At 71.3% G+C, this 25,839-nt stretch carries 24 protein-coding genes; 15 read left to right on the plus strand and 9 right to left on the minus strand.

Annotated features, from left to right (window positions below; translation table 11 throughout):
- Nucleotides 1-1,160 precede the first annotated feature (1,160 nt).
- Together mycP and QCN29_RS16830 are read left to right on the plus strand one after the other, a co-directional pair.
- A complete protein-coding gene (mycP, locus tag QCN29_RS16825; RefSeq protein WP_318036712.1) occupies nt 1,161-2,354 on the plus strand; it encodes a type VII secretion-associated serine protease mycosin in 1,194 nt (397 codons plus the stop codon).
- An 86-nt stretch (nt 2,355-2,440) separates the two neighbouring features.
- On the plus strand, nt 2,441-2,914 hold the full coding sequence (locus QCN29_RS16830) for a VOC family protein (protein ID WP_279928944.1): 474 nt from the start codon (nt 2,441-2,443) through the stop codon (nt 2,912-2,914).
- Nucleotides 2,915-2,971: 57 nt separating this feature from the next.
- Here the strand turns inward: QCN29_RS16830 and QCN29_RS16835 are convergent, their stop codons facing one another.
- Both QCN29_RS16835 and QCN29_RS16840 read right to left on the minus strand, forming a co-directional pair.
- Nucleotides 2,972-3,148 (minus strand): DUF397 domain-containing protein, encoded by a 177-nt coding sequence (locus QCN29_RS16835; RefSeq protein ID WP_279928947.1) that lies wholly within the window; start codon nt 3,146-3,148, stop codon nt 2,972-2,974.
- Entirely contained in the window at nt 3,145-3,831 is a 687-nt protein-coding gene (locus QCN29_RS16840; RefSeq protein WP_279928949.1) for a DUF5753 domain-containing protein, read from the minus strand. The genes QCN29_RS16835 and QCN29_RS16840 overlap by 4 nt, the downstream gene beginning before the upstream one ends.
- A 193-nt stretch (nt 3,832-4,024) precedes the next feature.
- Here QCN29_RS16840 and QCN29_RS16845 point away from each other — a divergent pair, with 193 nt between their 5' ends.
- From QCN29_RS16845 to QCN29_RS16870, 6 genes are all read left to right on the plus strand, one after another.
- The gene (locus tag QCN29_RS16845) at nt 4,025-5,605 is read left to right on the plus strand and encodes an MFS transporter (RefSeq protein WP_279928950.1); all 1,581 of its coding nucleotides are present in this window, start codon (nt 4,025-4,027) and stop codon (nt 5,603-5,605) included.
- Between the two features lie 30 nt (nt 5,606-5,635).
- A complete protein-coding gene (locus tag QCN29_RS16850; protein ID WP_240138927.1) occupies nt 5,636-5,833 on the plus strand; it encodes an Arc family DNA-binding protein in 198 nt (65 codons plus the stop codon).
- Nucleotides 5,834-6,217, plus strand: coding sequence for a type II toxin-antitoxin system death-on-curing family toxin (locus QCN29_RS16855; protein WP_279928953.1), 384 nt, complete (start codon nt 5,834-5,836; stop codon nt 6,215-6,217).
- Nucleotides 6,218-6,324: 107 nt separating this feature from the next.
- Nucleotides 6,325-8,118, plus strand: a complete 1,794-nt coding sequence (locus tag QCN29_RS16860) for a DEAD/DEAH box helicase (protein ID WP_279928956.1) — start codon at nt 6,325-6,327, stop codon at nt 8,116-8,118.
- A 475-nt stretch (nt 8,119-8,593) separates the two neighbouring features.
- Nucleotides 8,594-9,235, plus strand: a complete 642-nt coding sequence (locus tag QCN29_RS16865) for an IclR family transcriptional regulator (RefSeq protein WP_240138888.1) — start codon at nt 8,594-8,596, stop codon at nt 9,233-9,235.
- A 137-nt stretch (nt 9,236-9,372) separates the two neighbouring features.
- Nucleotides 9,373-10,161, plus strand: coding sequence for a YlbL family protein (locus tag QCN29_RS16870; protein ID WP_240138928.1), 789 nt, complete (start codon nt 9,373-9,375; stop codon nt 10,159-10,161).
- 68 nt (nt 10,162-10,229) lie between these two features.
- On the opposite strand, the gene QCN29_RS16875 is transcribed toward QCN29_RS16870, so the two are convergent.
- From QCN29_RS16875 to QCN29_RS16895, 5 genes are all read right to left on the minus strand, one after another.
- Nucleotides 10,230-11,207 (minus strand): glycine betaine ABC transporter substrate-binding protein, encoded by a 978-nt coding sequence (locus QCN29_RS16875; RefSeq protein ID WP_279928959.1) that lies wholly within the window; start codon nt 11,205-11,207, stop codon nt 10,230-10,232.
- A gap of 5 nt (nt 11,208-11,212) precedes the next feature.
- Nucleotides 11,213-12,055: an ABC transporter permease gene (locus tag QCN29_RS16880; protein ID WP_279928960.1), complete on the minus strand. Its 843-nt coding sequence runs from the start codon at nt 12,053-12,055 to the stop codon at nt 11,213-11,215.
- Entirely contained in the window at nt 12,052-13,248 is a 1,197-nt protein-coding gene (locus QCN29_RS16885; protein WP_279929087.1) for a betaine/proline/choline family ABC transporter ATP-binding protein, read from the minus strand. The genes QCN29_RS16880 and QCN29_RS16885 overlap by 4 nt, the downstream gene beginning before the upstream one ends.
- A gap of 142 nt (nt 13,249-13,390) precedes the next feature.
- Nucleotides 13,391-14,038, minus strand: coding sequence for an ABC transporter permease (locus QCN29_RS16890; RefSeq protein WP_279928961.1), 648 nt, complete (start codon nt 14,036-14,038; stop codon nt 13,391-13,393).
- A 206-nt stretch (nt 14,039-14,244) separates the two neighbouring features.
- Nucleotides 14,245-14,721: an Lrp/AsnC family transcriptional regulator gene (locus QCN29_RS16895; RefSeq protein WP_240138896.1), complete on the minus strand. Its 477-nt coding sequence runs from the start codon at nt 14,719-14,721 to the stop codon at nt 14,245-14,247.
- A 142-nt stretch (nt 14,722-14,863) separates the two neighbouring features.
- Here QCN29_RS16895 and hppD point away from each other — a divergent pair, with 142 nt between their 5' ends.
- From hppD to QCN29_RS16920, 5 genes are all read left to right on the plus strand, one after another.
- On the plus strand, nt 14,864-15,997 hold the full coding sequence (hppD, locus tag QCN29_RS16900; RefSeq protein ID WP_279929088.1) for a 4-hydroxyphenylpyruvate dioxygenase: 1,134 nt from the start codon (nt 14,864-14,866) through the stop codon (nt 15,995-15,997).
- A gap of 220 nt (nt 15,998-16,217) precedes the next feature.
- Nucleotides 16,218-16,949: a response regulator transcription factor gene (locus QCN29_RS16905; protein ID WP_279929089.1), complete on the plus strand. Its 732-nt coding sequence runs from the start codon at nt 16,218-16,220 to the stop codon at nt 16,947-16,949.
- Nucleotides 16,946-18,922, plus strand: a complete 1,977-nt coding sequence (locus QCN29_RS16910; protein WP_279928962.1) for a sensor histidine kinase — start codon at nt 16,946-16,948, stop codon at nt 18,920-18,922. Before QCN29_RS16905 ends, QCN29_RS16910 begins: the two co-directional genes overlap by 4 nt.
- A 146-nt stretch (nt 18,923-19,068) precedes the next feature.
- A complete protein-coding gene (locus QCN29_RS16915) occupies nt 19,069-19,482 on the plus strand; it encodes a hypothetical protein (RefSeq protein ID WP_279928963.1) in 414 nt (137 codons plus the stop codon).
- Between the two features lie 80 nt (nt 19,483-19,562).
- Nucleotides 19,563-20,162, plus strand: a complete 600-nt coding sequence (locus tag QCN29_RS16920; protein WP_279929090.1) for a class F sortase — start codon at nt 19,563-19,565, stop codon at nt 20,160-20,162.
- An 18-nt stretch (nt 20,163-20,180) separates the two neighbouring features.
- Here the strand turns inward: QCN29_RS16920 and QCN29_RS16925 are convergent, their stop codons facing one another.
- Nucleotides 20,181-21,725 (minus strand): tetratricopeptide repeat protein, encoded by a 1,545-nt coding sequence (locus QCN29_RS16925; RefSeq protein ID WP_279928964.1) that lies wholly within the window; start codon nt 21,723-21,725, stop codon nt 20,181-20,183.
- Nucleotides 21,726-21,833: 108 nt separating this feature from the next.
- Here QCN29_RS16925 and QCN29_RS16930 point away from each other — a divergent pair, with 108 nt between their 5' ends.
- Complete coding sequence (locus QCN29_RS16930) at nt 21,834-23,237, plus strand: FAD-binding oxidoreductase (RefSeq protein WP_279928965.1); 1,404 nt, start codon at nt 21,834-21,836, stop codon at nt 23,235-23,237.
- Nucleotides 23,238-23,471: 234 nt separating this feature from the next.
- Here the strand turns inward: QCN29_RS16930 and QCN29_RS16935 are convergent, their stop codons facing one another.
- The gene (locus tag QCN29_RS16935; protein ID WP_240138905.1) at nt 23,472-23,945 is read right to left on the minus strand and encodes an SsgA family sporulation/cell division regulator; all 474 of its coding nucleotides are present in this window, start codon (nt 23,943-23,945) and stop codon (nt 23,472-23,474) included.
- Nucleotides 23,946-24,198: 253 nt separating this feature from the next.
- Between QCN29_RS16935 and QCN29_RS16940 the strand changes: the two genes are divergently transcribed.
- The gene (locus QCN29_RS16940) at nt 24,199-25,734 is read left to right on the plus strand and encodes an RDD family protein (RefSeq protein ID WP_279928966.1); all 1,536 of its coding nucleotides are present in this window, start codon (nt 24,199-24,201) and stop codon (nt 25,732-25,734) included.
- Nucleotides 25,735-25,839 lie beyond the last annotated feature (105 nt).

Genomic DNA, 25,839 nt, shown 5'->3' on the forward strand with positions numbered 1-25,839 from the left:
CTTGCGGCGTCGCAGGAGAGTCAGCGTCTTGAGGCGGCTGCGGAGATGCGGAAGTTGTCGCAGTCGTATCAGCAGTCGTCGTCGCAGATGGCGAAGCAGGAGGTGCCGACGTTCCAGCCACCGCCGGACCGCTTCGTGCCGCCGAAGGGTCGGGGCTACGACGACTCAGTGCAGGGGCTGGCGCGCAGTGGGGATTCAACCGGCGCAAGCCATATCGGCCAGACGGCCCAAGGTGGTGGATCCGGGGGTGCAGCGGTGCCCTCCTCACGCGGTGAGTCGACGCCGTCTGCGGGTTATGTGAGGCCGGAGGTGTCGGCGGTTGGTTCTTCGTCGCCGGTGTCGTTGGGGATTGACAGTGTGGCTGTGCCGACGCAGCAGTCGGCTCCGTCTGGCCCTACGGTGTCGCCGACTCCTCCCTCTTCGGGGCGGTCTGATGTGACTGTGCCGCCGTTGGTGACGGGTGCGCCGCCTGTGGTGGGTGGTGGGTCTGTGAAGTCGCAGGGTGGTGGTGCTGGTGGTCTGCGTCCTGGTGTCGGTGGTGGTCGTGGTCCTGTTGCGCCTGTGACTGGTCAGCAGGTGGGCGGCAGTGGTTCGGCTGGTCCTGTGGGTCGGGTGTCGCGTGAGGGTGTGGTGGGTGGTCGTCCGGTGCCGCCTGCGCAGTCCGGTCGTGGGGCGACGGGGTTGCCGCGGGGGATGGTGGTCGGCACGGAGTCGGGCGTGCACGGCGGTCGGCCTCCGATGGCTCACGGCGCTGGGGGTTCTACTGGCGGCGGTGTGGGCGCGGGTCAGAGTGGTGTAGTCGGCGGTCGCCGTCTTGCCGGTGAGACCGGCGGGATCGTGGGCGGTCGTCCGGCGCAGCCGGGTGTGGCGGCTGGTCGTCCGTTCACGCAGGGTGGTTCGGGTCTGGTGCGCGGCGGTGCTGGTGGTGTGTCGGGTGGCGGGGCCGGTCAGTCGGCGGGGATGCGTGGTGGCATGATGCCTCCGGCTTCGTCGTCGCGGGCCGGTTCGCGGCGTGAGGATGCCAATGGGCAGCGGCCGGATTATCTGACTGAGGATGAGGAGACCTGGCAGCAGAACCAGCGCCGGGTCGCGCCCCCTGTCATCGACTGACCTGTATCAACGGGCTGAGGAAAATGATGCGTGCCAGCAGTATCCGAGGTGTGGTATCGGCGGCCCTGGGGCTGCTGCTGGCAGGCATCGCCGCCACCCCCGCACATGCCGAGTCGATCCGTTCCCAGCAATGGCATCTCGATGCCATGGGGGCGGAGGACATCTGGAAGATCAGCACCGGCAAGGGCGTGACCGTCGCCGTCATCGACAGCGGAGTCGACCCGACCAATGGCGATCTGCGCGGCCAGATCCTCAAAGGCAAGGACCTGGCACCCAAAGAGCGGGGCGATGAGCAGACCGACTACGACGGCCACGGCACTTCCATGGCGGGGCTGATCGCAGGCACGGGCAAGAGCGGTGGAGGGGATGGTGCCTTTGGGCTTGCACCTGGTAGCAAGATCCTCCCTATTCGCGTGCCTGATGGCGAAACGGCGGCTAACTTTGCTGAGGGCACTGAGCAGTTCAACGGGGCCGCTCCGGAGGCCATTAGGTATGCCGCTGATCAAGGTGCGCGGGTCATCAACGTCTCGATGGGCGTACCGGAAACCACGCCTCAACTCACAGCAGCTGCCAAGTACGCCGTTGACAAAGGGGCATTGATCTTCGCTGCAACCGGGAATGACGGCAATCGCAAGCTTGCCTACCCAGCTGCGACCCCAGGAGTGGTCGGTGTCGGGGCACTTGACAAGGGTCTGAAGAAGACCGCTGCATCCCAGTACGGTCCCCAGGTGGACGTGTCTGCCCCCGGGGTCGACATGGTGCACGCCTGTTCCGGAAGTGAGACTGGTCTCTGCAAGTCGAGCGGCACCAGCGCCGCCACAGCCATCGCCTCCGCCACCGCCGCGCTCATCTGGTCCAAGCACCCCGAGTGGACCAACAATCAGGTCCTCCGGGTGATCCTCAATACTGTGAGTGGGCCTACGAGCGGCAGCGAGCGCAACGATCACATCGGGTACGGGGCTGTCCGTCCTCTGCGTGCGCTGCAGGAGCCCGGAGACCCGGGGCCCGCCGACGAGTATCCGCTGCCGGACCTCGCCGTAGCCCAGTCGCCGTCGCCGGCTCCGGACCCCTCCAAGCCGGCAGCTGGCTCAGAGCCCGACGACGGTAAGACGGAGGCGGCAGCCCCGACCGCTGATGGCAGCGGTGACTCCAACACCGGACTGTGGATCGGGCTCGGCGTCGGTGCGGCTGTGATCATCGGTGCTGCCGTCGCCGTTTCCCTCGCGCGCCGTCGGCAGCGATGACTATTCGGCAGCGATGATTATTGCGGAGCCGGACCGTCTACACCTGCGGAAGGGATGAAAGCCACACCACGCAGGGAGACCCCGTCATGCAGAAGATCAAGACCTTTCTCTGGTTCGACAAGCAGGCCGAGGAAGCCGTCGCGCACTACACGTCGATCTTCGGCGACTCGAGGGTCGTCACCGTGGCGCGGTACGGGGAGGCCGGGCCGGGGGAGCCCGGGTCGGTGATGACCATCGAGTTCGAGCTGGCGGGGCAGCGGTTCGTCGCGCTCAACGGCGGGCCGGAGTTCACCTTCAGCGAGGCGATCTCCCTGTCCGTGGACTGCGAGTCGCAGGACGAGGTCGACAGGTACTGGGCCGCTCTCACCGAGGGCGGGGAGGAAGGGCCCTGCGGGTGGCTCAAGGACAAGTACGGGCTGTCCTGGCAGATCAACCCGAGGATTCTGGGCGAGCTGCTGAGTGACCCCGACCGAGCCAAGGCGGATCGGGTCATGCAGGCCATGCTCGGGATGAAGAGGATCGACATTCAGGGGTTGAAGGACGCCTACGAGGCGGGTTGAGCGGGTGGCGCCCCCGGCCTGAGGTGACGTGTGTCGGCCGGGGGCTCTCGTACTTCGTCAGCGGGTGAGGCCTGAGAGGAACGCGTCCCAGGCCGGGGGGCTTATCTCGACCACGTCGCGGTGGCCGGTCTTGGTGTCCGCGACCGCGATGGCGTCGGGAGTCGGAGCCACCGACACGCAGTCGTCGGTGCTGTAGCTGGACGTGCGGAACTCCACTCCGTGGAACGTCGTCATGTCGCCTCCCCAAGAAGCTCTGCGATATGCGAACGCGACCGGCTCGGAGGCCATGCCAGGCTGACGAGGTCCGCGAACGTGCTGTGCATGGTGGCCATGTCGTCGAGTCGCGTCGAGTATGAGCCTCCCATGATCGACTCACAGTAGCCAACGGCTTTACGGGCCAACTCGGCTTCCCTGTCCGGCTCCTTGGCGAATGCCCACAAGGAGAATTGCGAGGCGAACTGAGGCGGGACCGTGTGGAAGGGGAGGATCTGCACGGACAGTGAGTGGATGTCCGTCATGGCGAGCAGCCTCCGGAGCTGCTTCCGGTGTGCCTCGACGGCGTCCAGCCCGGGGGCGTGCGCCAGTGACTGCTCGCCGAGGACGAATGCTGCTCGCACTTCGCCTCGTCGGGCCCGCTCAAGGAAGGAGACGGCGCGCGCGGACTTCATGAGGACCCGCCGTCTGAGCTCATGGTCGGGCAGCCGGGGGAGCGCGGCGCGGATGACGTGCATGCCGTACTCAGGGTCTTGGAGCAGACCGGGGACGGTCAGCAGCGAGTAGGAGCGCAACGACGAGGCGTGGGCGTCCAGGGCGGCCAGGCGCTCGATGTTCGGGCCGCCGTAGGCGGTCTGCTCGACCCGGCCCTGGCCGCTCTGGTCCGGTGCCCGCAGCAAGCCGATCAGTTCTTCCGTGCGCATGCGCAGCCCCTCGACCCCCCGTCATCTCCCATGACGCAGGTCACACTACATTTGGTGACGGGGTGATCACTAGTTGATCGATTGGGGCGGGGCGGAATCGGGTCGACGTCAGCGGTCGTACGACCAACGGACCAGCCGTCGACCCGTCTTGCGACAGGGGTCAACTCAAGTCATGGCTCTTACGCTGAGGGCCATGACCGCCCTTGAGCCGCATGACGTCGAGGTCGCGCCCACCGACCCCGATCCCGGCGCTGACCCCGATCCCGGCGCTGACCCCAGCCCCGAGTCCGGGAATGACGGCCCCGGCACCGACCCTGACCCCGACCTCGACCCCCACGGCCCTGGCGTACGGGGCGGCGTACTCGACAGAACGCACCGGGCCCTCAGCATCGGGATCGTCTCCGTCGTCCTGCTCATCGCCTTCGAGGCGACAGCCGTCGGTACGGCCATGCCGGTCGCGGCCCATGAGCTGAACGGTGTGTCCCTGTACGCCTTCGCCTTCTCCGCGTACTTCACCACCAGCCTCTTCGCCATGGTCCTCTCCGGGCAGTGGGCCGACCGCCACGGGCCGCTGCGGCCGCTGGCCGCCGGGATCGCCGCGTTCGGGGCCGGTCTGGTGCTGTCGGGGACGGCGGGGGCGATGTGGCTGTTCATCGTGGGGAGGGCGGTCCAGGGCTTCGGCGGCGGGCTGGTGATCGTCGCGTTGTACGTGGTCGTCAGCAGGGCCTACTCCGAGCGGCTGCGACCGGCGATCATGGCGGCGTTCGCGGCGAGTTGGGTGATCCCGTCGGTTGTAGGGCCGCTGGTGTCCGGGACGGTCACCGAAGGGCTGGGCTGGCGCTGGGTGTTCATCGGGATACCGGTCCTCGTCGTCTTTCCGCTGGTGCTCGCGCTGCCCGCGATCCGGCGGATGGCGTCGGGGCCTGCCGATGCGGAGGGGCCGCGGCAGGGGTTCGACCGCCGGCGGATCCGGCTGGCGCTCGGGATCTCGCTGGGGGCGGGGCTGTTGCAGTACGCCGGGCAGGATCTGCGCTGGCTGTCGCTGCTTCCGGCCGCGGCGGGGGCTGTGCTGCTGGCGCCCGCGGCGCTGGGGCTGCTGCCGCGCGGGACGTTCCGGGCGGCGCGCGGGCTGCCGTCCGTCGTGCTGCTGCGCGGGGTCGCGGCGGGGGCGTTCATCTCGGCGGAGGCGTTCGTGCCGCTGATGCTGGTCACCCGGCGCGGGCTGTCGCCGACGATGGCCGGTCTGTCGATCGCGGTGGGCGGGGCGTCGTGGGCGCTCGGCTCGTACGTACAGGCCCGCCCGCGCGTCGAGCCGTACCGGGAGCGGCTGACGGTGCTGGGGATGGTGCTGGTCGCGGCGGCGATCACCGCCGTGCCGAGCGTGCTGATCGAGTCGGTTCCGGTGTGGACCGTGGGTGCGGCGTGGGCGTTCGGGTGCTTCGGGATGGGGCTGGTCCTCTCTTCGACCAGCGTGCTGCTGCTGAAGCTGTCCGCCCCGGAGGAGGCGGGCGCCAACTCGGCGGCGCTTCAGATATCGGACGGGCTGTCCAACGTCCTGCTCCTCGCCGTGGGCGGCGCGGCCTTCGCGGCGCTGGGCGGCGGCGCGGTGGGCCACGCCGCCGAGACGACCGCGACCGCGACCGCGCTCGCGACCTCGGCCGCGGGCGGTCCGAGCCCGGCGGCCTTCGCCGCGGTGTTCCTGCCGATGGCCGCGGTGGCGCTGGCGGGGGCGTGGGTGGCGACCCGGTTGAAAACTGCTCCGGTACCAGAATGACCCCAAGAGCAGTACCGTGATGGTATGGCAATGAATCTGCGTCTCCGTGACGATCAGCAAGAGGCCCTCAAGCTGCGCGCCGAGGCGGAGGGCCGCAGCATGCACGCCATAGTGCTCCAGGCGATCGACCGGTATCTGGAGCAGGAGGCCGACCGCGAGACCGTCCGCCGCCTGGGCGCCAAGTACGCCATGCACCATGCGGAGCTGCTGAAGCGGCTGGGGGAGTAAGTGAAGTACCTGACGGTCCAGGAGGCCCTGGACCTGGCGGAACTCGCCTGCGGTGGGCAGCACATCGCCGTACGGGACCTGGGCTTGCTCAGCTCCGCTGTGCACCGTCCTCAGTCGCAGATGTTCGGCGTTGAGGCGTACGCCGACCTGTTCGAGAAAGCCGCCGCCCTCCTGCATTCACTCGCCGTGAACCATCCACTGGTCGACGGCAACAAGCGCATGGCGTGGATGTGCACCGTGGTGTTCCTCGACTTCAACGGCGCGGACATGGTCGCCATCGACCAGGAAGAGGCGTACAAGCTTGTGGTCGAGGTGTCCAGCGGCACCCTGGAGGATCTGGGAGAGATCACCCGCCGGCTGCGGGCGCTGCACCACGCGATGTGACACGGGTCGCAGTCTGAGGGGCCGGGCTCGTCCCGCCCTTTCGGGTCGCCGGGCCACCGATAGGGTGGCCCGGTTGTCGTATCTGGACGAGCGTCGAACCGGAGACCGTGACTACCACCGCCGCCTCCCACTCACACCATCTCTCGCCCGCCTTTCCCGGCCGCGCCCCCTGGGGCACGGCCGGCAAGCTGCGTGCCTGGCAGCAGGGGGCGATGGAGAAGTACATCCAGGAGCAGCCGCGTGACTTCCTCGCGGTTGCGACGCCCGGCGCCGGAAAGACCACCTTCGCGTTGACGCTCGCGTCGTGGCTGCTGCACCACCATGTGGTGCAGCAGGTGACCGTCGTGGCCCCGACCGAGCATCTGAAGAAGCAGTGGGCCGCGGCCGCCGCGCGGATAGGCATCAAGCTGGATCCGGACTACAGCGCGGGTCCGCTGAGCAAGGAGTACCACGGCGTCGCGGTGACGTACGCGGGCGTGGGGGTGCGGCCCATGCTGCACCGCAACCGCAGCGAGCAGCGCAAGACGCTGGTCATCCTGGACGAGATCCACCACGCCGGCGACTCCAAGTCGTGGGGCGAGGCGTGCCTGGAGGCGTTCGAGCCCGCGACCCGGCGGCTGGCGCTCACCGGTACGCCTTTCCGGTCGGACACCAATCCCATCCCCTTCGTGACGTACGAGGAGGGGAACGACGGCATCCGGCGGTCGGCCGCCGACTACACATACGGATACGGCAACGCCCTCGCCGACGGCGTCGTGCGGCCGGTCATCTTTATGAGCTACAGCGGCAATATGCGCTGGCGCACCAAGGCGGGCGACGAGATCGCCGCGCGGCTCGGCGAGCCGATGACGAAGGACGCCGTCTCGCAGGCGTGGCGCACCGCGCTCGATCCTCGCGGCGAGTGGATGCCCAATGTGCTGCGCGCCGCCGACCAGCGGCTGACGGAGGTCCGGAAGGCCGTCCCGGACGCGGGCGGCCTGGTCATCGCGAGCGACCAGGACCAGGCGCGTGCGTACGCCAAGCTGATCCGTGAGATCACTGGGACGAAGGCGACCGTCGTGCTCTCCGACGACGCGGGCGCGTCGAAGCGGATCGACGAGTTCAGCGATGGCGGCGAGCGCTGGATGGTCGCCGTCCGGATGGTGTCGGAGGGCGTCGACGTACCGCGCCTCGCGGTCGGGGTGTATGCGACGACCATCTCGACCCCGCTGTTCTTCGCGCAGGCCGTCGGCCGTTTCGTACGGTCCCGGCGGCGCGGCGAGACCGCGTCCGTGTTCCTGCCCACGATCCCCATGCTGCTCGGTTTCGCCAATGAGATGGAGGTGGAGCGCGACCACGTCCTGGACCGTCCGAAGAAGGACGGCGAGGAGGACCCGTACGCCGAGTCCGAGAAGGAGATGGACGAGGCGAACAAGCAGCAGGACGAGGACACCGGCGAGCAGGACATGCTGCCGTTCGAGGCGCTGGAGTCCGACGCGGTCTTCGACCGGGTGATGTACAACGGCGCGGAGTTCGGCATGCAGGCGCATCCGGGCAGCGAGGAGGAGCAGGACTACCTCGGCATTCCCGGGCTGCTGGAGCCGGACCAGGTGCAGTTGCTGCTGCAGAAGCGGCAGGCGCGGCAGATCGCGCACAGCCGCAAGAAGCCGGACTCGGAGGCGGATCTGCTGGAGCTGCCGGCCGAGCGGCGACCGGTGGTCTCGCACAAGGAGCTGCTGGAGCTGCGGAAGCAGCTCAACACGATGGTTGGCGCGTATGTCCACCAGAGCGGCAAGCCGCACGGAGTGATCCACAACGAGCTGCGGCGGGTGTGCGGCGGGCCGCCGAGCGCCGAGGCGACGGCGGGGCAGATCCGGGAGCGGATCAAGAAGGTCCAGGAGTGGGCCAACCGTATGCGGTAGACCTCTCGCCCCGAGGAGCCGTTGCTCTCAGTCGTACGAGGGTCTCTCGCCCTGGAGTGGTCGCATTCCTCGTACGAGGGCCTCTCGCCCTGGGGTGGTCGCTCTCAGCCGTACGAGGCTCTCTCGCCCCGGAGCGGTGACTTTCAGTCTTACGAGGGAAAGTTCGGGCGCTTGTTCGTGCAGGGATTTCGTTGTGTCCGGACAATGACCTCGGTCCTGAACAGGGGCAAACCGGCCGTCCCGGGAATCTTCGCGCCCGGATTCTGGACGAGGTCTTCCGCTGAGCGGAGCAGCTCGATACTGTCCCGGCCAAGTAAACGCCCCGTGGCAGCGCCGCCGCGGAGCGCAGTCGGTGTGCCAAGGCCTGCCGGCGGCCCTCTAGGTGCGTCGCCGATGGGACCGGTGCCGCGACCCTCGTTTCCAGCGTGACGAGTGTGAGGAGGACCGCCGTCACTCACTCCGAAGGAGGGGCGTCGTGACCGCGGAGACCTCCCAGACGCTCGACAGGGGACTTCGAGTCCTCAAGCTGCTCGCCGATACGGACCACGGGCTGACCGTCACCGAGCTGTCCAACAAGCTCGGCGTCAACCGGACCGTCGTCTACCGGTTGCTCGCCACCCTGGAACAGCACGCCCTCGTCCGCCGTGACCTCGGCGGCCGGGCCCGTGTGGGCCTGGGCGTGCTGCGCCTGGGCCGCCAGGTGCACCCGCTGGTGCGGGAGGCGGCGATGCCGGCGCTGCGTTCACTGGCCGAGGACATAGGGGCCACCGCGCACCTCACGCTCGTCGACGGGGCGGAGGCGCTGGCGGTCGCCGTCGTCGAACCGACGTGGACCGACTACCACGTCGCCTACCGCGCCGGTTTCCGGCACCCGCTGGACCGGGGCGCGGCGGGCAAGGCGATCCTCGCCGCGAGACAGGGCAGCCGCACCGAGCCCGGCTACACGCTCACCCACGGCGAACTGGAGGCGGGCGCGAGCGGCGCGGCGGCCCCGCTGGTGGGCGTCACCGGCATAGAGGGCAGCGTGGGCGTGGTGATGCTGGCGGACTCCGTCCCGGAGCGGGTCGGCCCCCGTGTCGTCGACGCCGCGCGCGAGGTGGCGGACGCGCTTCGATAGCGCGGAGGCGGCCCCCGGTGCGTGGGGAGGCGCCCGGCCTCCGCAGCCCCGAGGCGGCCCCCGGTGCGCCTGTGAACGGCACCCGGCCCCCAGCCCCGAGGCCGCCCGGTCCGGCGCGCAGATAGATTGGGCCCGTGCTGCTCTCCCGTCTCACGCGCCCCCGTGCCCTCGCCCTGTCCGCCGTACCCGTCGTGGCGCTGCTCGCCGTCGCGGGGCTCGCGCCCCTGCCGTACACCGTGGCGCAGCCCGGGGCCACGGCGGACGTCCTCGGTGCGGACCAGGGGCGGCAGATCATCACGATCTCCGGGGCGCCCACCCGGGACACCGACGGCGAGCTGCTGATGACGACGATCGCGGCGACGGGGCCGTCCGCGGACATCGACCTCGGCGATGTGATCGACGGGTGGTTCCGCACGGACCGCGCCGTGCTGCCGCGTGACGCCGTCTATCCGTCCGGCAAGTCCGACGAGGAGATCGAGCGGCACAACATCGCGGACATGGAGGAGTCCCAGGACGACGCGACCCGGGCGGCGCTCTCCTACCTCGGCGAGGACCCGTCCCAGGTGACGGTCGACCTCCAGCTCGCCGACGTCGGCGGGCCCAGCGCGGGGCTGCTGTTCGCCCTCGGCATCGTCGACAAGCTGGACGGCGACGGCGCGGGCGGCGACCTCACCGGCGGCCGTACGATCGCCGGCACCGGGACCATCGAGCCCGACGGGACGGTCGGCGCGGTGGGCGGCGTCTCCCTGAAGACCCAGGCGGCCAAGCGCGACGGCGCTACGGTCTTCCTCGTACCCGAGGGCGAGTGCTCCGACGCCCGCGCCGAACTCCCCGACGGCCTGAGGCTGATCCCCGTCGCCACCCTCAAGGGAGCGGTGGACTCCCTCCGCGCGCTGGAGCGGGGCGCGGAGGTCCCGAGCTGCTGAGCGCCCGGAGGAATCCGAACGAGGGCCTGGCCATTGCCGTGACCGGGCAAAGCCTGCCGGGAGGGGTGCTAACCCTCCTTGATGAACCCCTCCTCCACCAGCCACTCCTTCGCGACCTCGTGCGGGTCCTCGCCGTCCACGTCGACCCTGGCGTTCAGTTCCCGGGCGGTCTCCGTCGTCAGCTTCGCCGTCACGGGGTTCAGCAGGTCCGCGATCACGGGCCACTTCTCGAGGGTGGCGGTGTGGATCGTGGGAGCCGCGTTGTAGTTGGGGAAGAAGTGCCGGTCGTCCTCCAGGGTGTCCAGGTCCATCGCCTTGATGCGGCCGTCCGTGGTGAACACCTCGCCGAGCAGGCAGGAGTCGGACTGGGAAACCTGGGTGTAGATGATCCCCGCGTCCATCTTCTTGATGCCGGCGGCGGGGATGCCCATCCCGTACGCCTGCTGCATGCCGGGGAGACCGTCGTCGCGGGACGCGAACTCGTTCTCCACGCAGACGGTCACGGCGGACGGGTCGCGCCGGGCCAGCTCCGCCGCGTCCGAGAGGGTCTTCAGGCCGTACTCGGTGTTGTGCCGCTTGCTGATGGCCAGGGCGTAGGTGTTGTCGAGCGTGGACGCGGGCAGCCAGGTGACACCGTCCGCGAGGTCCGCGTCGCGGACCGCGTGCCACTGCTCCAGCGGGTCGGGGATCGGGTCCTGGTTGCCCTGGTAGGTGATCCAGGCCGTGCCCGTGTACTCGTACATCGCGTCCGCGTCGCCGTTCACGATCGCCTCGCGTGCACTGATCGAGCCGGGAAGGTTCGTGCGGTCCAGCACCTCCGCGCCCGCCGCCTTGAAGATCAGGCCGATCATCTGGCCCAGGATGAGCTGTTCGCTGAAGTTCTTGGATGTGACCGTCAGGGAGGCGCCTTCCAGGGGGCGGCCCCGGCCTGCCGTACCGGGGGAGACCTCGTCGGCCATCGGCGAGCCGCTCTTCAACCCGCAGCCCGTCAGACCGCCGAAGGCCAGCACGGCGAGGCACACGGCCGATGCAGTCCACCGCTTCATCCCGCTCACTCCGCCTCCAGGCCCCGAGGGGTGAGCACCAGCTCCGCCAGCGACGCCAGCCAGTCGACCAGCAGCGCCAGCGCCACCGTGAGAACCGATCCGAGCACCAGCACCGGCATCCGCTGCGTCTGGATGCCCGAGGTGATCAGGTCGCCGAGCCCGCCGCCGCCCCCGAACGTGGCGAGCGTCGCCGTGCCGACGTTGAGGACGAGCGCGGTGCGCACCCCCGCCAGGATCAGCGGCACGGCCAGGGGCAGTTCGACCTTGAGCAGGGTGCCGGCCGCGGACATGCCGATGCCCCGCGCGGCCTCGACCAGCTGGGGGTCGATCGCCTTCAGACCCGCGACCGTGTTGGCCAGCACGGGCAGCACCGCGTAGATCACCATGCCGGTGACGGCGGTCGAGGGGCCGATTCCCAGCCAGATCACCAGCAGCGCAAGCAGACCGATCGCCGGGGTCGCCTGCCCGATGTTGGCGATCGCGGTCACCGCGGGGGAGGCCTTGCTCAGGCCGCGCCGGGTCAGCGCGATGCCCAGCGGGATGGCGATCAGCAGCACCCAGAACGTGGAGATCGCCGTGAGCCTCACGTGCTGCCAGAGCCGCAGCTGCACGGTGCCCCCGGCCAGCGCGTTCTCGGCGATCGAGTCGAGGTCCGCGTTCGCGATCCAGATCCATGTCGCCGCCGCGACGAGTACGACCACACCCGGCAGCAGCGTCAGCCGCTGCCAGCCGATACGGGGACGGGGGCGGGGCGCGGGCGGCGGAGGAGGAGGCTCCTCCACGGCCCGGCCCGGGGCGCGGTCCGGGGCCCGGTCCGGGGCCTGATCCGCCGCGAGGTCCTCGCTCATCCCCCGAACCCCCCGAGCTCCCGCTCCGTGCGGTCGTGGTGCAGTTCCTCCAACTGGTGCTGGTGCTCGATCGCCGCCAGCCGGTCCGCCTCCAGCATCTCGTGCACGGAGTTCATCAGCGTCTCCATGTCGACGACGCCGATGTACTCGCCGCGCCGCCCGGTCACCGCCGCCCGGCCCCCGGAGTCCGTCAGCACGGCCTCCAGCGCGTCGCGCAGGGTCGCGTCCCGCGTTACCGTGTCCTGCACCAGCTGTCCCGCCCTGGCCAGCGAGCCCTTGGCGCGCGCCAGGTCACCGCGGCGCAGCCACTTGTACGGGCGGCCGCGCCGGTCCAGCATCAGCAGCTCGTTGTGCGGGCCCTGACGCAGTCTGTCGAAGACGGACTGCAGCGGGTCGTCGACGCCGACCGTCGGGAACTCGGCGATCGCCACATCCCGTACGCGGGTGAGGTTGAGCCGCTTGAGGGCCGCCCCGGCGCCCACGAAGCCGGAGACGAAGTCGTCCGTCGGATTGGTCAGGATGGCCTCAGGGGTGTCGAACTGGGCGATGTGCGACCGTTCCCGGAGCACGGCGATCCGGTCGCCGAGTTTGATCGCCTCGTCGAAGTCGTGGGTGACGAAGACGATCGTCTTGCGCAGCTCGTGCTGCAGCCGGATCAGCTCGTCCTGCAGATGGTCCCGGGTGATGGGGTCGACCGCGCCGAACGGCTCGTCCATCAGCAGCACCGGCGGGTCCGCGGCCAGCGCCCGTGCCACGCCCACCCGCTGCTGCTGGCCCCCGGACAGCTGTCTCGGATAGCGGCCGTGGAACTCGCGCGGGTCCAGGCCCACCAGATCGAGCATCTCCTCGACCCGGTCCCTGACCCGCGTTCTGGGCCAGCCGGCCATCTTCGGCACCAGGGCGATGTTCTCCGCGACCGTCATATGCGGGAACAACCCCGAGGCCTGGATCGCATACCCGATCTTGCGCCGCAGCTTGACCGGGTCCATGTCGGTGACGTCCTCGTCGTTGATCCGGATCCGGCCGGACGTTGGCTCGATCAGCCGGTTGATCATCTTCAGCGTGGTGGACTTCCCGCAGCCGGACGGGCCCACGAAGATCACGATCTCGCCGGCCTTGATCTCCATGGAGACGTTGTCGACGGCGGGCATGGGATTGCCGGGGTAGCGCTTGGTGAGGTTCTCCAGCCGGATCGTCGCTCCGGACGTGCCGCCCGGGGAGACGGCGCCGCCGAAGGCCGTGTCCGGGAGGGGCGCGGCGGAGGATGCGGCGGGCGCGGCGGAGGATGCGGCGGATGCAGCGGCGGGCGCGGCGGCGGTGTTCTCGGACGCGGACTCAGGCACGGATCCCCCTCGGAATGGTCAGTCGGCCGAGCAGCACATACGCGGCGTCGAACAGCAGGGCGAGGACGACGATCCCGAGCGTGCCCGCGAGGACCTGGTTGACGGCGTTGGCGCTGCCCAGCGAGGCGATGCCCCGGAAGATCTCGTTGCCCAGGCCGGGGCCGGAGGCGTACGCGGCGATCGCGGCGATGCCCATCAGCATCTGCGTCGAGACCCGGATGCCGGTCAGGATCGGCGGCCAGGCGAGCGGCAGCTCCACCCGCAGCAGGCGCGCCGTATGCGACATCCCGATGCCCTTGGCCGCGTCGACGAGCGAGGGGTCCACTCCGCGCAGTCCGACGATCGCGTTGCGGACGATCGGCAGCAGCCCGTACAGCGTCAGGGCGATCACGGTCGGCGCCACGCCCAGGCCCACGACCGGGATCAGCAGACCGATCAGGGCCAGGGAGGGGACGGTGAGGAAAGTGGCCGTGGAGGTGATGGCGAGATTCCCGGCCCAGGTGCTTCGATAGCTGAGCACCGCGATGAGGACGCCCAGCGCCGTGGCGATCACCATGCACTGGAAGACGGCGCTGGCGTGCTGGAAGGCGTCCGTGAGCAACTGCTGGCGCCGAGTGGTCAGATACTCCCAGAAGCTCATAGGCGCTCCCTCGGTCGGCGGACACTCCGATGCCCTCTCCTCGCCCGAGAGGCCCTCGCCGAGAGGGCGGCTACCCGCTCCGTGCCTCCCTAGGCGGGGTGCTTTCCGGCCAGACCGCCCGCTGAACCGTTGCCTTCGCCCGGTCCTGCCGCCGCCCGCTGAACCGCTGCCCCGCCCGGCCGCGCCGCGGCGCACCGAACCGGCGGCTACTCCGCCCGGTCCCGCGCCGCCTGCTCCACCAGCGGGATGATCCGCAGCGGAACAGGGTTCTCCATCACGATCGCCGTCGACGCCCGCACGATGCCAGCAAAGCCGACAACCCGGTCGATCACCCGTTGGAGGTCGGCGTTGGAGCGGGCGACGAGCCGGCAGAGCATGTCCCCGTGACCGGTCGTGGTGTGCAGCTCCAGCACCTCCGGCACGGTCGCCAAATGGGCCCGGACGTCGGCCCCTTGGCCCTGTTTGATCTCCAGCGTGGCGAACGCGGTGACGGGGTAGCCCAGGGCGGCCGGATCGACGTCCGGGCCGAAGCCGCGGATGACTCCATTGGACTGAAGCCGGTCCATCCGCGCCTGCACCGTGCCCCGCGCCACACCGAGCCGGCGGGACGCCTCCAGCACCCCGATCCGCGGCTCACGCGCCAGCAGGACGATCAGCCGGGCATCCAGATGATCGATCACCATAAGATCTCCTGAGTGGTCATGCTGTACACATAGTCCGGTGATTGTCGGCTTATGCTATGCAGATTGTTTAGTGCTCAGGCAAACTATTGCGCACCTTGTGGATCGGCGGGAGTCTGCGGCTATGGCAGACAACGCGATGACCATGGATCAGACCCCTCACACCGCGCGCGAGGCAGACCCCTTCCCGGTCAAGGGAATGGACGCGGTCGTCTTCGCCGTCGGCAACGCCAAGCAGGCCGCGCACTACTACTCCACGGCCTTCGGCATGAAGCTCGTCGCCTACTCCGGACCGGAGAACGGCAGCCGCGAGACCGCCAGCTATGTGCTGACGAACGGCTCCGCCCGCTTCGTCCTCACCTCCGTGATCAAGCCGTCCACGGACCGGGGGCGCTTCCTCGCCGAGCATGTCGCCGCACACGGCGACGGCGTCGTCGACCTCTCCATCGAGGTCCCGGACGCCCGCGCCGCGTACGCGTACGCCGTCGAGCACGGCGCCACCGGCCTCACCGAGCCGTACGAGGTCAAGGACGAGAACGGCACGGTGGTGCTGGCCGCCATCGCGACCTACGGCCAGACCCGCCACACGCTCGTCCAGCGCGACGGCTACGACGGCCCCTACCTGCCGGGGTTCGTCGCCGCCTCCCCGATCGTCGAGCCCCCGGCCAAGAGGACCTTCCAGGCGATCGACCACTGCGTGGGCAATGTGGAACTCGGCAGGATGAACGAGTGGGTGGGCTTCTACAACAAGGTCATGGGCTTCACCAACATGAAGGAGTTCGTCGGCGACGACATCGCGACCGAGTACTCGGCGCTGATGTCGAAGGTCGTCGCCGACGGCACCAAGAAGGTGAAGTTCCCCATCAACGAGCCGGCCGTCGCCAAGAAGAAGTCCCAGATCGACGAGTACCTGGAGTTCTACGGCGGCCCCGGAGTGCAGCACATCGCGCTCGCCACCAACGACATCGTGTCGACCGTGCGTTCGATGCGGGCCGCGGGCGTGCAGTTCCTCGACGTGCCCGACACGTACTACGACACGCTCGGCGAGTGGGTCGGCGACACCCGGGTGCCGATCGAGAAGCTGCGCGAGCTGAAGATCCTCGCCGACCGCGACGAGGACGGCTATCTGCTGCAGATCTTCACCAAGCCGGTGCAGGACCGGCCGACGGTCTTCTTCGAGATGATCGAGCGGCACGGCTCCCTGGGCTTCGGCAAGGGCAACTTCAAGGCGCTGTTCGAGGCGATCGAGCGCGAGCAGGCCAGGCGCGGCAACCTCTGACCCGCCGTCTGCGCCGGCGGAGCCGACCGGTGGATGCTGAGAGCGGCGACCGGCGGGTGGCTGACCGGCGGGTGGCTGACCGGCGGGCGACGGACCGGCGGGTGGCTGACCGCTGGGTGGCTGACCGGCGGGCAAGGGACCGGCGGGCGACGGACCGCTGTCCGGGATCGGGGGGCCCGGGCAGCGGTCGCTTACGATCGGCGGCGTGTGCGCTGATGTGATGGTCGCCGAAGACGACGACAAACAGGGCGAGTTGGTCCGCCGGTATCTGGAGCGGGAAGGGCACGCCGTCACGCTCGTACGGGACGGACGCGCCGCGCTCGACCTCGTACGGCAGCGGGAGCCCGATCTGCTCGTCCTCGATGTGATGATGCCGCGCGCCGACGGGCTCGATGTGCTGCGCGTACTGCGGGCCGAGGCCAGAGAACTGCCCGTGCTGATGCTGACCGCCCGCAGCACCGAGGACGATCTGCTGCTCGGGCTCGACCTCGGCGCGGACGACTACATGACCAAGCCGTACAGCCCGCGCGAGCTGGTGGCCCGCGTCCGCACCCTGCTGCGCCGCGCCCGGCGCGGCGGATCCGGAGGACCGGCGGCGGCCGACCCGGTGCTCGCCGTCGGCACGCTGTTGATCGATCCGCAGCGGCACGAGGTGACCGTCGACGGGGCGGGCGTGGAGTGCACGCCCGGCGAGTTCCGCATCCTCGCCGCCATGGCCGCCGAACCCGACCGGGTCTTCACCCGGCAGCGGCTCCTCGAAGAACTCCACGGCTTCGACCGGTACATCAGCGGCCGCACCGTCGACGTCCACATCATGAACCTCCGCAAGAAGATCGAGGCCGCCCCGCGCCGCCCTTCCCGTCTGCTGACGGTCTACGGCGTCGGCTACAAGCTGACCGACCCGGAGGCCCGCACGGTGCACACCGCCCGCACCGGCGGCGGCACGATATGAAACGCGCGGCACGGTCCGGTCCCCCCGCACACCCGGCCCGCAAGCCCGCCCGGACGGCGGGCGAACGGCGGCTGCCCCTGCGCAAGAGCCTCCTCGGGCGGCTGCTCGCCGTCTCCGCGCTGGTGGCCGCCTGCTCGGTCGCGGCAACCGCCTGGCTGGCCGTACAGACCACCTCCGGCGCGATCCGGCAGGAGCAGGGGCAGAACCTCGCCGACGACGCCCGCATCTACAACACCCTGCTCGGCTACGCGGCCACCCACCCACGGTGGGACGCGGTCGAGACGACCGTGCGGGAGCTCGCGCAGCAGTCGGGCCGCCGTATCGCGCTCACCACACAGGACCGCCGAACGCTCGCCGACTCCGCAGCCCCGCACGGCGACGGCGGGGGCGCGGAGGACGGCGGCGCGGACGGGCCGCCGCCGGAACTGCCGCCCCGCGCCTCCGCCGTCGTCGACCCCCTCTCACCCGACACCGCCCTGTCACCCCCGGCCGACCCGTCCCGGGCCGCCGCAGCAGACCGCATCGACCCGCGCGCCGTCGGCCCCTTCCGGCTGCCCGCCGACGAACGCGCCCCACTGCTCCGCGCCGCCGAGACCACGGCCGCCTGCCTCGGCAAGTTCTCCATCGCCACCGACATCGTCGACAGCCCCAGCGGCCGCCCGCGCATCCAGGTCGTCGGCAGCGACGAACGCGCCGAAGCCGCCCGCTGCCCGCAGGACGACCTCGACCGGCCCACCAAGACGGAGGCCAAGGCGCTCGACGCGCTCAGCAGACTCACCGACGCCTGCCTCCAGCGCCAGGATCTGCCGCCCGTCGAACTCTCCCTCGACCTGTCCTGGAAGGCGGCGACCCCGGTCCCCGTCCCGCGCGAGGCCCTCCCCGCCGAGAGGAACGACGTCGCCGACCGCGCCATCGCCTCCTGCGTGGACACCGCACGCCGCGAACAGCTCAGCTCCTATGTCGCCTCACCCGCGCTGCTCTACATCGGCGACCCCCGAGGGGGAGCGGTCCCCGGCTTTGAACTGTCCCTCGCCAACACCGGGAAGATCGCCGGCGTCGCCGCCCTCGTCCTGGCCCTGACCGTCGGCGCCTCGGTGCTCGCCGGCACCCGTCTGGTACGGCCGCTGCACGCGCTCACCGGAGCCGCCCAGCGGATGAAGGACGGTGAGGACACCGCGCCCGTACCCGTCACCGCCGACAACGAGATCGGACGGCTGGCCGCGGCCTTCAACGACATGTCGGCGCACCGCGCACGCCTCGAAGCCCAGCGCAAGGCGATGGTCAGCGACGTCGCTCACGAACTGCGCACCCCGCTGAGCAACATCCGCGGCTGGCTCGAAGCCGCGCAGGACGGACTCGCCGACCCCGACCCCGCGTTCATCTCCTCTCTCCTGGAGGAGGCGATGCAGCTCCAGCACATCGTCGACGACCTCCAGGATCTGGCGGAGGCGGACGCCGGGGCGCTGCGGCTGCACCCGGAGCCGTTGCGGGCCGCCGAACTCCTCGCCCAGGTCGCCGCCGCGCACCAGGCCCGCGCCGAGACCGCCGGGGTCGCGCTCGCCGTCGACACCGGACCGCCGGACGGCCGCCCGCCCGCACCGGCACTCCACGCCGACCCCGTACGGCTGCGCCAGGCCGTGGGCAACCTCGTCTCCAACGCCGTACGCCACACCCCGCCCGGCGGTCGCGTCACCCTGCGCGCATACGGCTCCGACGACGGCGGCGGCGCCGCGGCCCTGATCGAGGTCGCCGACACCGGGTGCGGCATCCCGGCCGACGACCTCCCCCGTGTCTTCGACCGCTTCTGGCGCGCCGAGAAGTCCCGCAGCCGACGCACCGGAGGCAGCGGCCTCGGCCTTGCGATCGTCCGCAAGCTGGCCGAGGCGCACGGGGGTTCGGCACGGGCGGAGAGCGAGGAGGGAAAGGGGTCGGTCTTCTCCCTGCGGATTCCCGCCGCACGGCCCGGACCGTGAGACGCCGGACCCTGATCCGAAGGACACAGCGATCTGACAGCTTCCTCACAACTTCCCATCAGTCTGGGGGACATGCCCGGCGGCGAGCCGCTCCGGCCGGTGACCGGGCGCCGTCACATCACAGCTGACACAGGAGCTTCACGCTTATGTCCCACCGACTGACCCTGCGCGCCGCCGTCCTCACCGCCTCCGTGGCGGGCGCGCTGCTCATCCCGTCCGCCGCCGCCTTCGCGGACGGCGCCCCCACCCCGGCTCCCAAGGACGGGGCGTCCGTGCAGCCCAAGGACGGCGCCCCCCGTCCCGTCCCGGCCGAGGACGGCGCCCCCCGTCCCGTCCCGGCCGAGGACGACCGCGAGGCCAAGGCGCGCACCGCCAAGGAGCAGGCGGGCAAGGACGCGTCGCCCATCCCGCGCGGCGGAGTCGCCGCCGGTGAGGAGGCCGCCGCCGACGGCACGACGAACACCGCCGCCGTCCTCGCCGGTTCCGCCGCCGGCGCCGCGCTGCTCGGAGGTCTGGGCTTCACCGTGATCCGCCGCCGCACGGGCGGCTCGCGCGCCTGACGCCCGACGCTCGCCCCCGCCCTTCCTCTCCGGGGCGGGGGCGAGCCCTGTACGACGACAGGAAACCCCTTCCCATGCCCATGCCCCTGCCCACGACCCTGCTCCGCGCGCGGCTCCTCGCCGCCGCCGGACTCGTCGCGGTCGCCGCCCTCGCGGGCTGCTCAGCGCCGCAGGACGATCCGCGCCCACCCGCGAAGCCCACCGCGACCCACGCCGTCGTCCCCGACCACGAGGCCGCGGACCCCGCCCACCTCGCCATCCCCTCACTCGGCGTGCAGAGCGCCCTGATGCGGCTGGGCCTGAACGCCGACGGCACCGTCGAAGTGCCGCCGCCGGAGAAGGGGATGACCGCCGGGTGGTACACCGGCCTCGCCAAGCCCGGCGAGACAGGCCCCGCAGTGATCATCGGGCACAACGACACCCGTTACGGACGGGCCGTGTTCCATGATCTGAAGAAGATCGCCAAGGGCGCGGACATCGCCGTACGCGACGCCCGAGGCAGGACCGTCCACTTCACCGTCACCGCGAAACAGACCGTCAGCAAGAAGGCGTTCCCCACACAGAAGGTCTACGGCGCGACGGACGCCCCCGTGCTGCGGCTGGTCACCTGCGACGGCGGCTACGACGCCGAGGGCCACCCCGTCGACAACCTCATCGTGTACGCCGAGGTGACCCGCTGACGAAGTGCCGACCCCCGCTCAGCTCCCGGCCGGACTCCCGGACGCGGTGGGAGAGGGAGACGGCGAGGGGGAACGCGGCGCCGGCGTCGCAGTCGACGCCGCGCCCGACGGCGACGCCGACGCCGCGCCCGACGGCGACGCCGACGCCGCGCCCGACGGCGACGGCGTCGGGGCCGGGGTCCCCGCCGGCCGCTCCAGCTCCCGCGGCCCGCCCTCCGGCGGCTCCCCGATCGCCTCCAGGGCCTCCCTCGCCTTCGGCGCCCACATCGGAGAGAAGTCGGGGTTTGTCCGCACCGCCTCCTCCAGATGCCGCCGCGCCGCGCCGTACCGTCCCAGCGACCGCTCGATCTCCCCCCGGTGGTACGAGAACAGCGCACTGCGCCGCCCCTTGTCCGTCGCCTTCCGGGCGAACTCCAGCGCCTGCTGCGACCGGCCCGCCCGGTGCAGCGCCCAGGCCAGCGCATCCGCCATGTCGACGCTGCGCCGCCCCTTGTCCCACTGGGCCTGCAGCCTCCGCACCGCCGCCTCCGCGCTGCCGTGGTCGGCCTCGTACCGCCCCAGCAGCAGCGTGGAGTCCACCCCGTGCTTCGCCGCCTCCGCCACTCCGTCGCGCAGCCGCTCGTACTGGAGGCGGGCGTCGCCGTCCAGGCCCAGCGACTGGTACAGCTCACCGGCCTCAAGCGCGTACGCGGGCAGCGGACGGCCCTTCTGCGCCGCCCCGTAGTCGCGCAGCGCCTCGTCCGTACGGCCCAGCGCCGCCAGCGCCCGGGCCCGTCCCGCCAGCGAGGCGTGATGGTCGCTCCGTGCCCGCAGCGCCGCGTCGTAGTGGGCGATCGCCTCCGCCGGCTCGCCCCGCTCCCACGCGAACTCACCCATCCGGTGCAGCGCCGCGGCCTTCTGCTCCGGGCCCTCGGCGTTCGCGGCGGCGTCGTGCGCCGTCGCGGCCGCGTCCTCGCGCCAGCCGCGGTCGCGGTAGACGAGCGCGGCGACCCCCCTCGCCTGCGGCCCGGAGTTCAGCTCCAGCATCCGGTCCACGGCCTTGCCGGCCGCCTTGTAGTCGCCCAGGCCGCTGTACGCCTCGATCAGCAGGGGATACGTCGTCCACCGCTTCGGCTTCCGCTTGACGGCCCGCTCGCCCCAGCCGCGGGCCCCGGCGAAGTCCCGCCGGGCGTTGGCCAGCGCCGCCATGCCCGCCATCGCCTCAACGTTGCCCTCGTCGGCCGGCACGACGTCCAGCGACTTCTTCAGCGCCCGCTCGGCCTTCGGGAACTGCGCCGACTGCGCCAGCCGCACCCCGCGCTGCACATACGCCGTGCCGAGCACCGCCCACGACTCCTCGTCGCGGGGGTGGTCCTTCAGCCACCTCTCCCGGTCCTCGATGAGCGCGGCAAGATCGGCGGGCGCGGCAGGGGCGCCCGCGCCCGCCGCCGCCATCGCCCGCCCGGCAGGCCCCGGCGCGGGCGGTGGATCCTCGCCCCATCCGGGCGCGAGCGCGATGACTCCGGCGACGAGCGTCGCACCGACCAGCAGGCTGACCGCGGCGTTCTTCACGTGATCCCTCATGGCGCTCACTGTGCGTCAGGGCGCAGCCCGTACGGAGGACACACTCGGCGGTGCGCAGCACAAGGCGACCGGGTTCACACCGATGGCCCCCGGTGGAAGGCTTAGATCATGGATGGACTCCCGCACCGCGGCCCGGAGCCGGCCCCGCAGCCGCTGATCGAACGGCTGGCCGCCGGGCTGCCCGCAGAGGCCCTGATCTCCGACCCGGACGTCATGGCCTCCTACGCCAACGACATGGCCGGCTTCTGCCCGGCGGGCCTCCCCGCCGTCGTCGTCCTGCCCCGCACGGCAGAGCAGGTGCAGCACATCATGCGCACGGCTTCTCAGCTGCGCGTCCCCGTCGTTCCGCAGGGCGCGCGCACGGGCCTGTCCGGCGCTGCCAACGCCAGCGACGGCTGCATCGTGCTGTCCCTGGTGAAGATGGACCGCATCCTGGAGATCAGCCCCGTGGAGCGGATCGCGGTCGTCGAGCCGGGCGTGGTCAACGCGGCGCTGTCCCGCGCGGCCGGCGAACACGGCCTGTACTACCCGCCCGACCCCTCCAGCTGGGAGACCTGCACCATCGGCGGCAACATCGGCACGGCCTCGGGCGGACTGTGCTGCGTCAAGTACGGGGTGACCGCGGAGTACGTCCTCGGCCTTGACGTCGTCCTCGCGGACGGCCGGCTGCTCACCACCGGCCGGCGCACCGCCAAGGGGGTCGCCGGATACGACCTCACCAGGCTGTTCGTGGGCTCGGAGGGCAGCCTCGGCATCGTGGTCAAGGCCGTGCTCGCACTGCGGCCGAAGCCGCCGGAGCAGCTCGTCCTCGCCGCCGAGTTCGACTCGGCCGCCGACGCCTGCGCCGCCGTCTGCGCGATCATGGAGCGGGGGCATACGCCGTCGCTGCTGGAGCTGATGGACCGCACGACCCTGCGCGCGGTCAACGCCCTCGCCCACATGGGGCTGCCGGAACGCACCGAGGCGCTGCTGCTGGCCGCTTTCGACACCGCGGAACCGGCCGCCGATCTGGCCGCCGTCGGCGAGCTGTGCGCGGCGGCGGGCGCGAGCGAGATCGTTCCTGCGGATACGGCGGCCGAATCCGAACTCCTTCTCCAGGCGCGCAGAATGTCGCTCACGGCACTCGAGGCCGTGAAGCCCGCCACGATGATCGACGATGTGTGCGTGCCGCGTTCCCGGCTGGCCGCGATGCTCGACGGCACGGCCGCCATCGCCGACAAGTACGGGCTGACCATCGGCGTCTGCGCCCACGCGGGCGACGGCAACACCCACCCCGTCGTCTGCTTCGACCACGCCGACCCCGACGAGTCCCGGCGGGCCCGGGAGTCCTTCGACGAGATCATGGCGCTCGGCCTGGAGCTCGGCGGCACCATCACCGGCGAGCACGGCGTGGGCGTGCTGAAGAAGGAGTGGCTGGCCCGGGAGCTGGGCCCGGTGGGCCTGGAGCTCCAGCGGGGCATCAAGCAGGTTTTCGACCCGCTCGGCCTGCTCAACCCCGGCAAGCTGTTCTGAGCCGTACGCGCTGTCCTGGCAGGTGTGGTCGCACGCCACGCGTCGCGGCGGGAGGGGGCCTCGGCCGCGTCACGGTCCGCGAACCGCGCTACCGGGCCGACCCGCGGCATGAGGAGCCGCAGCAGATCAACGCCCTCTTCGGTGTCCGCATGGTCCACATCGGCGACCCCGACGGCCACAGCGTCGACTTCCCCGTCCATATGCACGTCATCGACCGAAGGTCAGCCCTGCCCCTTACGAAGACTCGTCGGAGGACGGCCGGAACCTGTCCCGCAGCCATACGTCGTCGGCCGGGGTGCGCGCGAGCAGCCCGGCCAGACCGTCGTCGATGCCGAGCCGTTCGGACTCGGCGCCCGGCGGGACCACCCGCAGCGTCCGCTCCAGCCAGGCGGACACTGCGGACGACGGCGCCTCCAGCAGCGCGTCGCCGTCGGGGGAGCTCAGCGCCACCAGCACCACGCTGCGTCCCTCGTACTTCGTCGGCCAGATCCGCACATCCCCCTGGCCGCACGGCCGGAACACGCCCTCCACCAGCAGCTCACGGGCGAAGGTCCAGTCCACGGGATGGTCGGAGCCGATGTGGAAGGTGATGTGCACGGCGTACGGGTCGTCGGTGCGATAGGTCAGCCGGGCGGGCACCGGGATGCTGCGCTCGGGTGACAGCACCAGTTTCAGCTCCAGCTCGCGTTCCACGACGGTGTGCTGCATCGAAGTGCCTCTTCTCTCGCTTTCGGGTGTTTCTGCGTGCGGGTGCACCGGCCGCCCGGGGGCGGCCCTGCTGGAGGAGACACGGATGCCGGCCGGTCATTACGCGGGTTCCGAAGGTTTTTCCGGGACAACTTTCCGTTACCGCACGGCGACTGAAAAGTTGTCGTTATGGCTGGAGCGGTCCGCGGGCTCTCAAGGGTCTGATAGATGTGGTGCCTTGAAGTGAGCCTCGAGCAGATACGGGACCACGGTGATGAGCGCCCCAACCCCGGCCACAGGTGACGGCAGCAGCCCCACACCCGGCTACTACCCGGATCCCTCCATTCCCGGATATGTCCGGTACTGGAACGGAGCGGCCTGGGGGCCCGGCACAAGCCGTCCCGCCCCGAAGGCGGGCGAGGCGATGCCCGCCGCCCCGCACTCGGCGGCCGCGGCCGCCGCCTCCGCGACCGCCTCGGCGTCCGCGCCGCCGCCGCCCGCGGCGACGCCCGGCCCCGCCTCCGTGGAGGAGACCGGCCCGGTCTTCCTCGACGAAGAGCCGGCCGAGGAGCCGGACGCGCGGTCGTCGCGCGCTGATTCGCGCACAGAGCCGGCCAGCGCCTGGGCGGCCGACGCGGCACGGCAGTCGGGCTTCGGCGGGGAGCACGACAGCCGCGTCTCCTGGGGAGACACCGCGGGCGGAGCGGAGTCGGCCGCCCCCGCGGACCCGAGGGCGCCCGCGGATCCGACCGGCGGCGCGCTGCCCGGGGTCCGGGGGGCGAGCGGCCAGGGCGCGGGCGAGGCCACGGGCCAGGGCGACGGGACGATGACCTTCCGCTCTCGCGCCGAGGGCTCCCCGGGCGAGGGCACTCCGGGCGAGGGCACGGCCTCCGCCCCCGCCGCACCCGCTGCCGAGAGGCCCCGCTCCCAGGCACGAACCCAGCAGCCGCAGGCGCCCCTACGGCCCAACGTGCCCTCGCAGCCGCAGCCGCAGCCGCAGCCGCAGCCGCAGCCGCAGCCGCAGCCGCAGCCGCACGCCGCTGCCTCCCAGCCGCAGTCCCCGGTGACCGCCGGGCCCGGCGGCGGCGCGGCGTCCTGGCCGCAGCAGGTCCACCAGCTCGCCCAGGGAGCGCAGGCGGCCCAGGCGGGTCAGCCGGCCCGCACGGCTCAGCCCGTCCGCACGGCCCAGCCGGGACAGCCGGGACAGCCAGGACAGCCGGGCCAGTCCGCCCCCGGCGTCCGCACCGGCAGGGAGCCCGAGCAGCCGGTCGTTCCCTGGAAGCCGCCGGTCAACGACCCTTTCCTGCAGGCGGCCCAGGCCCAGGCGGCGGCCCGTCCCGCGTCCCTCGGCAAGCGGTTCGCGGCGCGGCTGATCGACACGCTGCTGCTCGGCGCGCTCGTGTCCGCCGTCGCGGTCCCCGTGCTCGGCCAGGCCGTCGCCCATGTCGACGGCAAGATCGAGGCCGCCAAGCAGTCGGGACAGACCGTCACCGTATGGCTGGTCGACGGCACGACCGCGGGCCATCTGGGCATCGTCCTCGCCGCCCTGCTCGTCTTCGGGCTGCTGTACGAGACGCTGCCGACGGCCAAGTGGGGCCGCACCCTGGGCAAGAAGCTGTTCGGACTGAAGGTCTGCCATATCGAGTCCCACGAGACGCCGACCTTCGTGGCGGCGCTGCGCCGTTGGCTCGTCTACAGCCTGCTCGGCGTTCTCGCCATCGGTCTGCTCAATGTGCTGTGGTGCCTGTTCGACCGCCCGTGGCGGCAGTGCTGGCACGACAAGGCGGCGCACACGTTCGTCACCGGCTGACGTCCTGCGCTTGGCGGCTGACGGACCGTCGGAGACGGTCGCCCGAACGGCGTGTCATAGGTTGCGGAGGGCCCGGGGGCACGGTGCACTGCCCCCATGAGCCCG

Origin of the sequence: Streptomyces chengmaiensis, from assembly GCF_029846775.1 — a bacterium.
GTDB classification, from domain to species: Bacteria; Actinomycetota; Actinomycetes; order Streptomycetales; family Streptomycetaceae; genus Streptomyces; species Streptomyces chengmaiensis.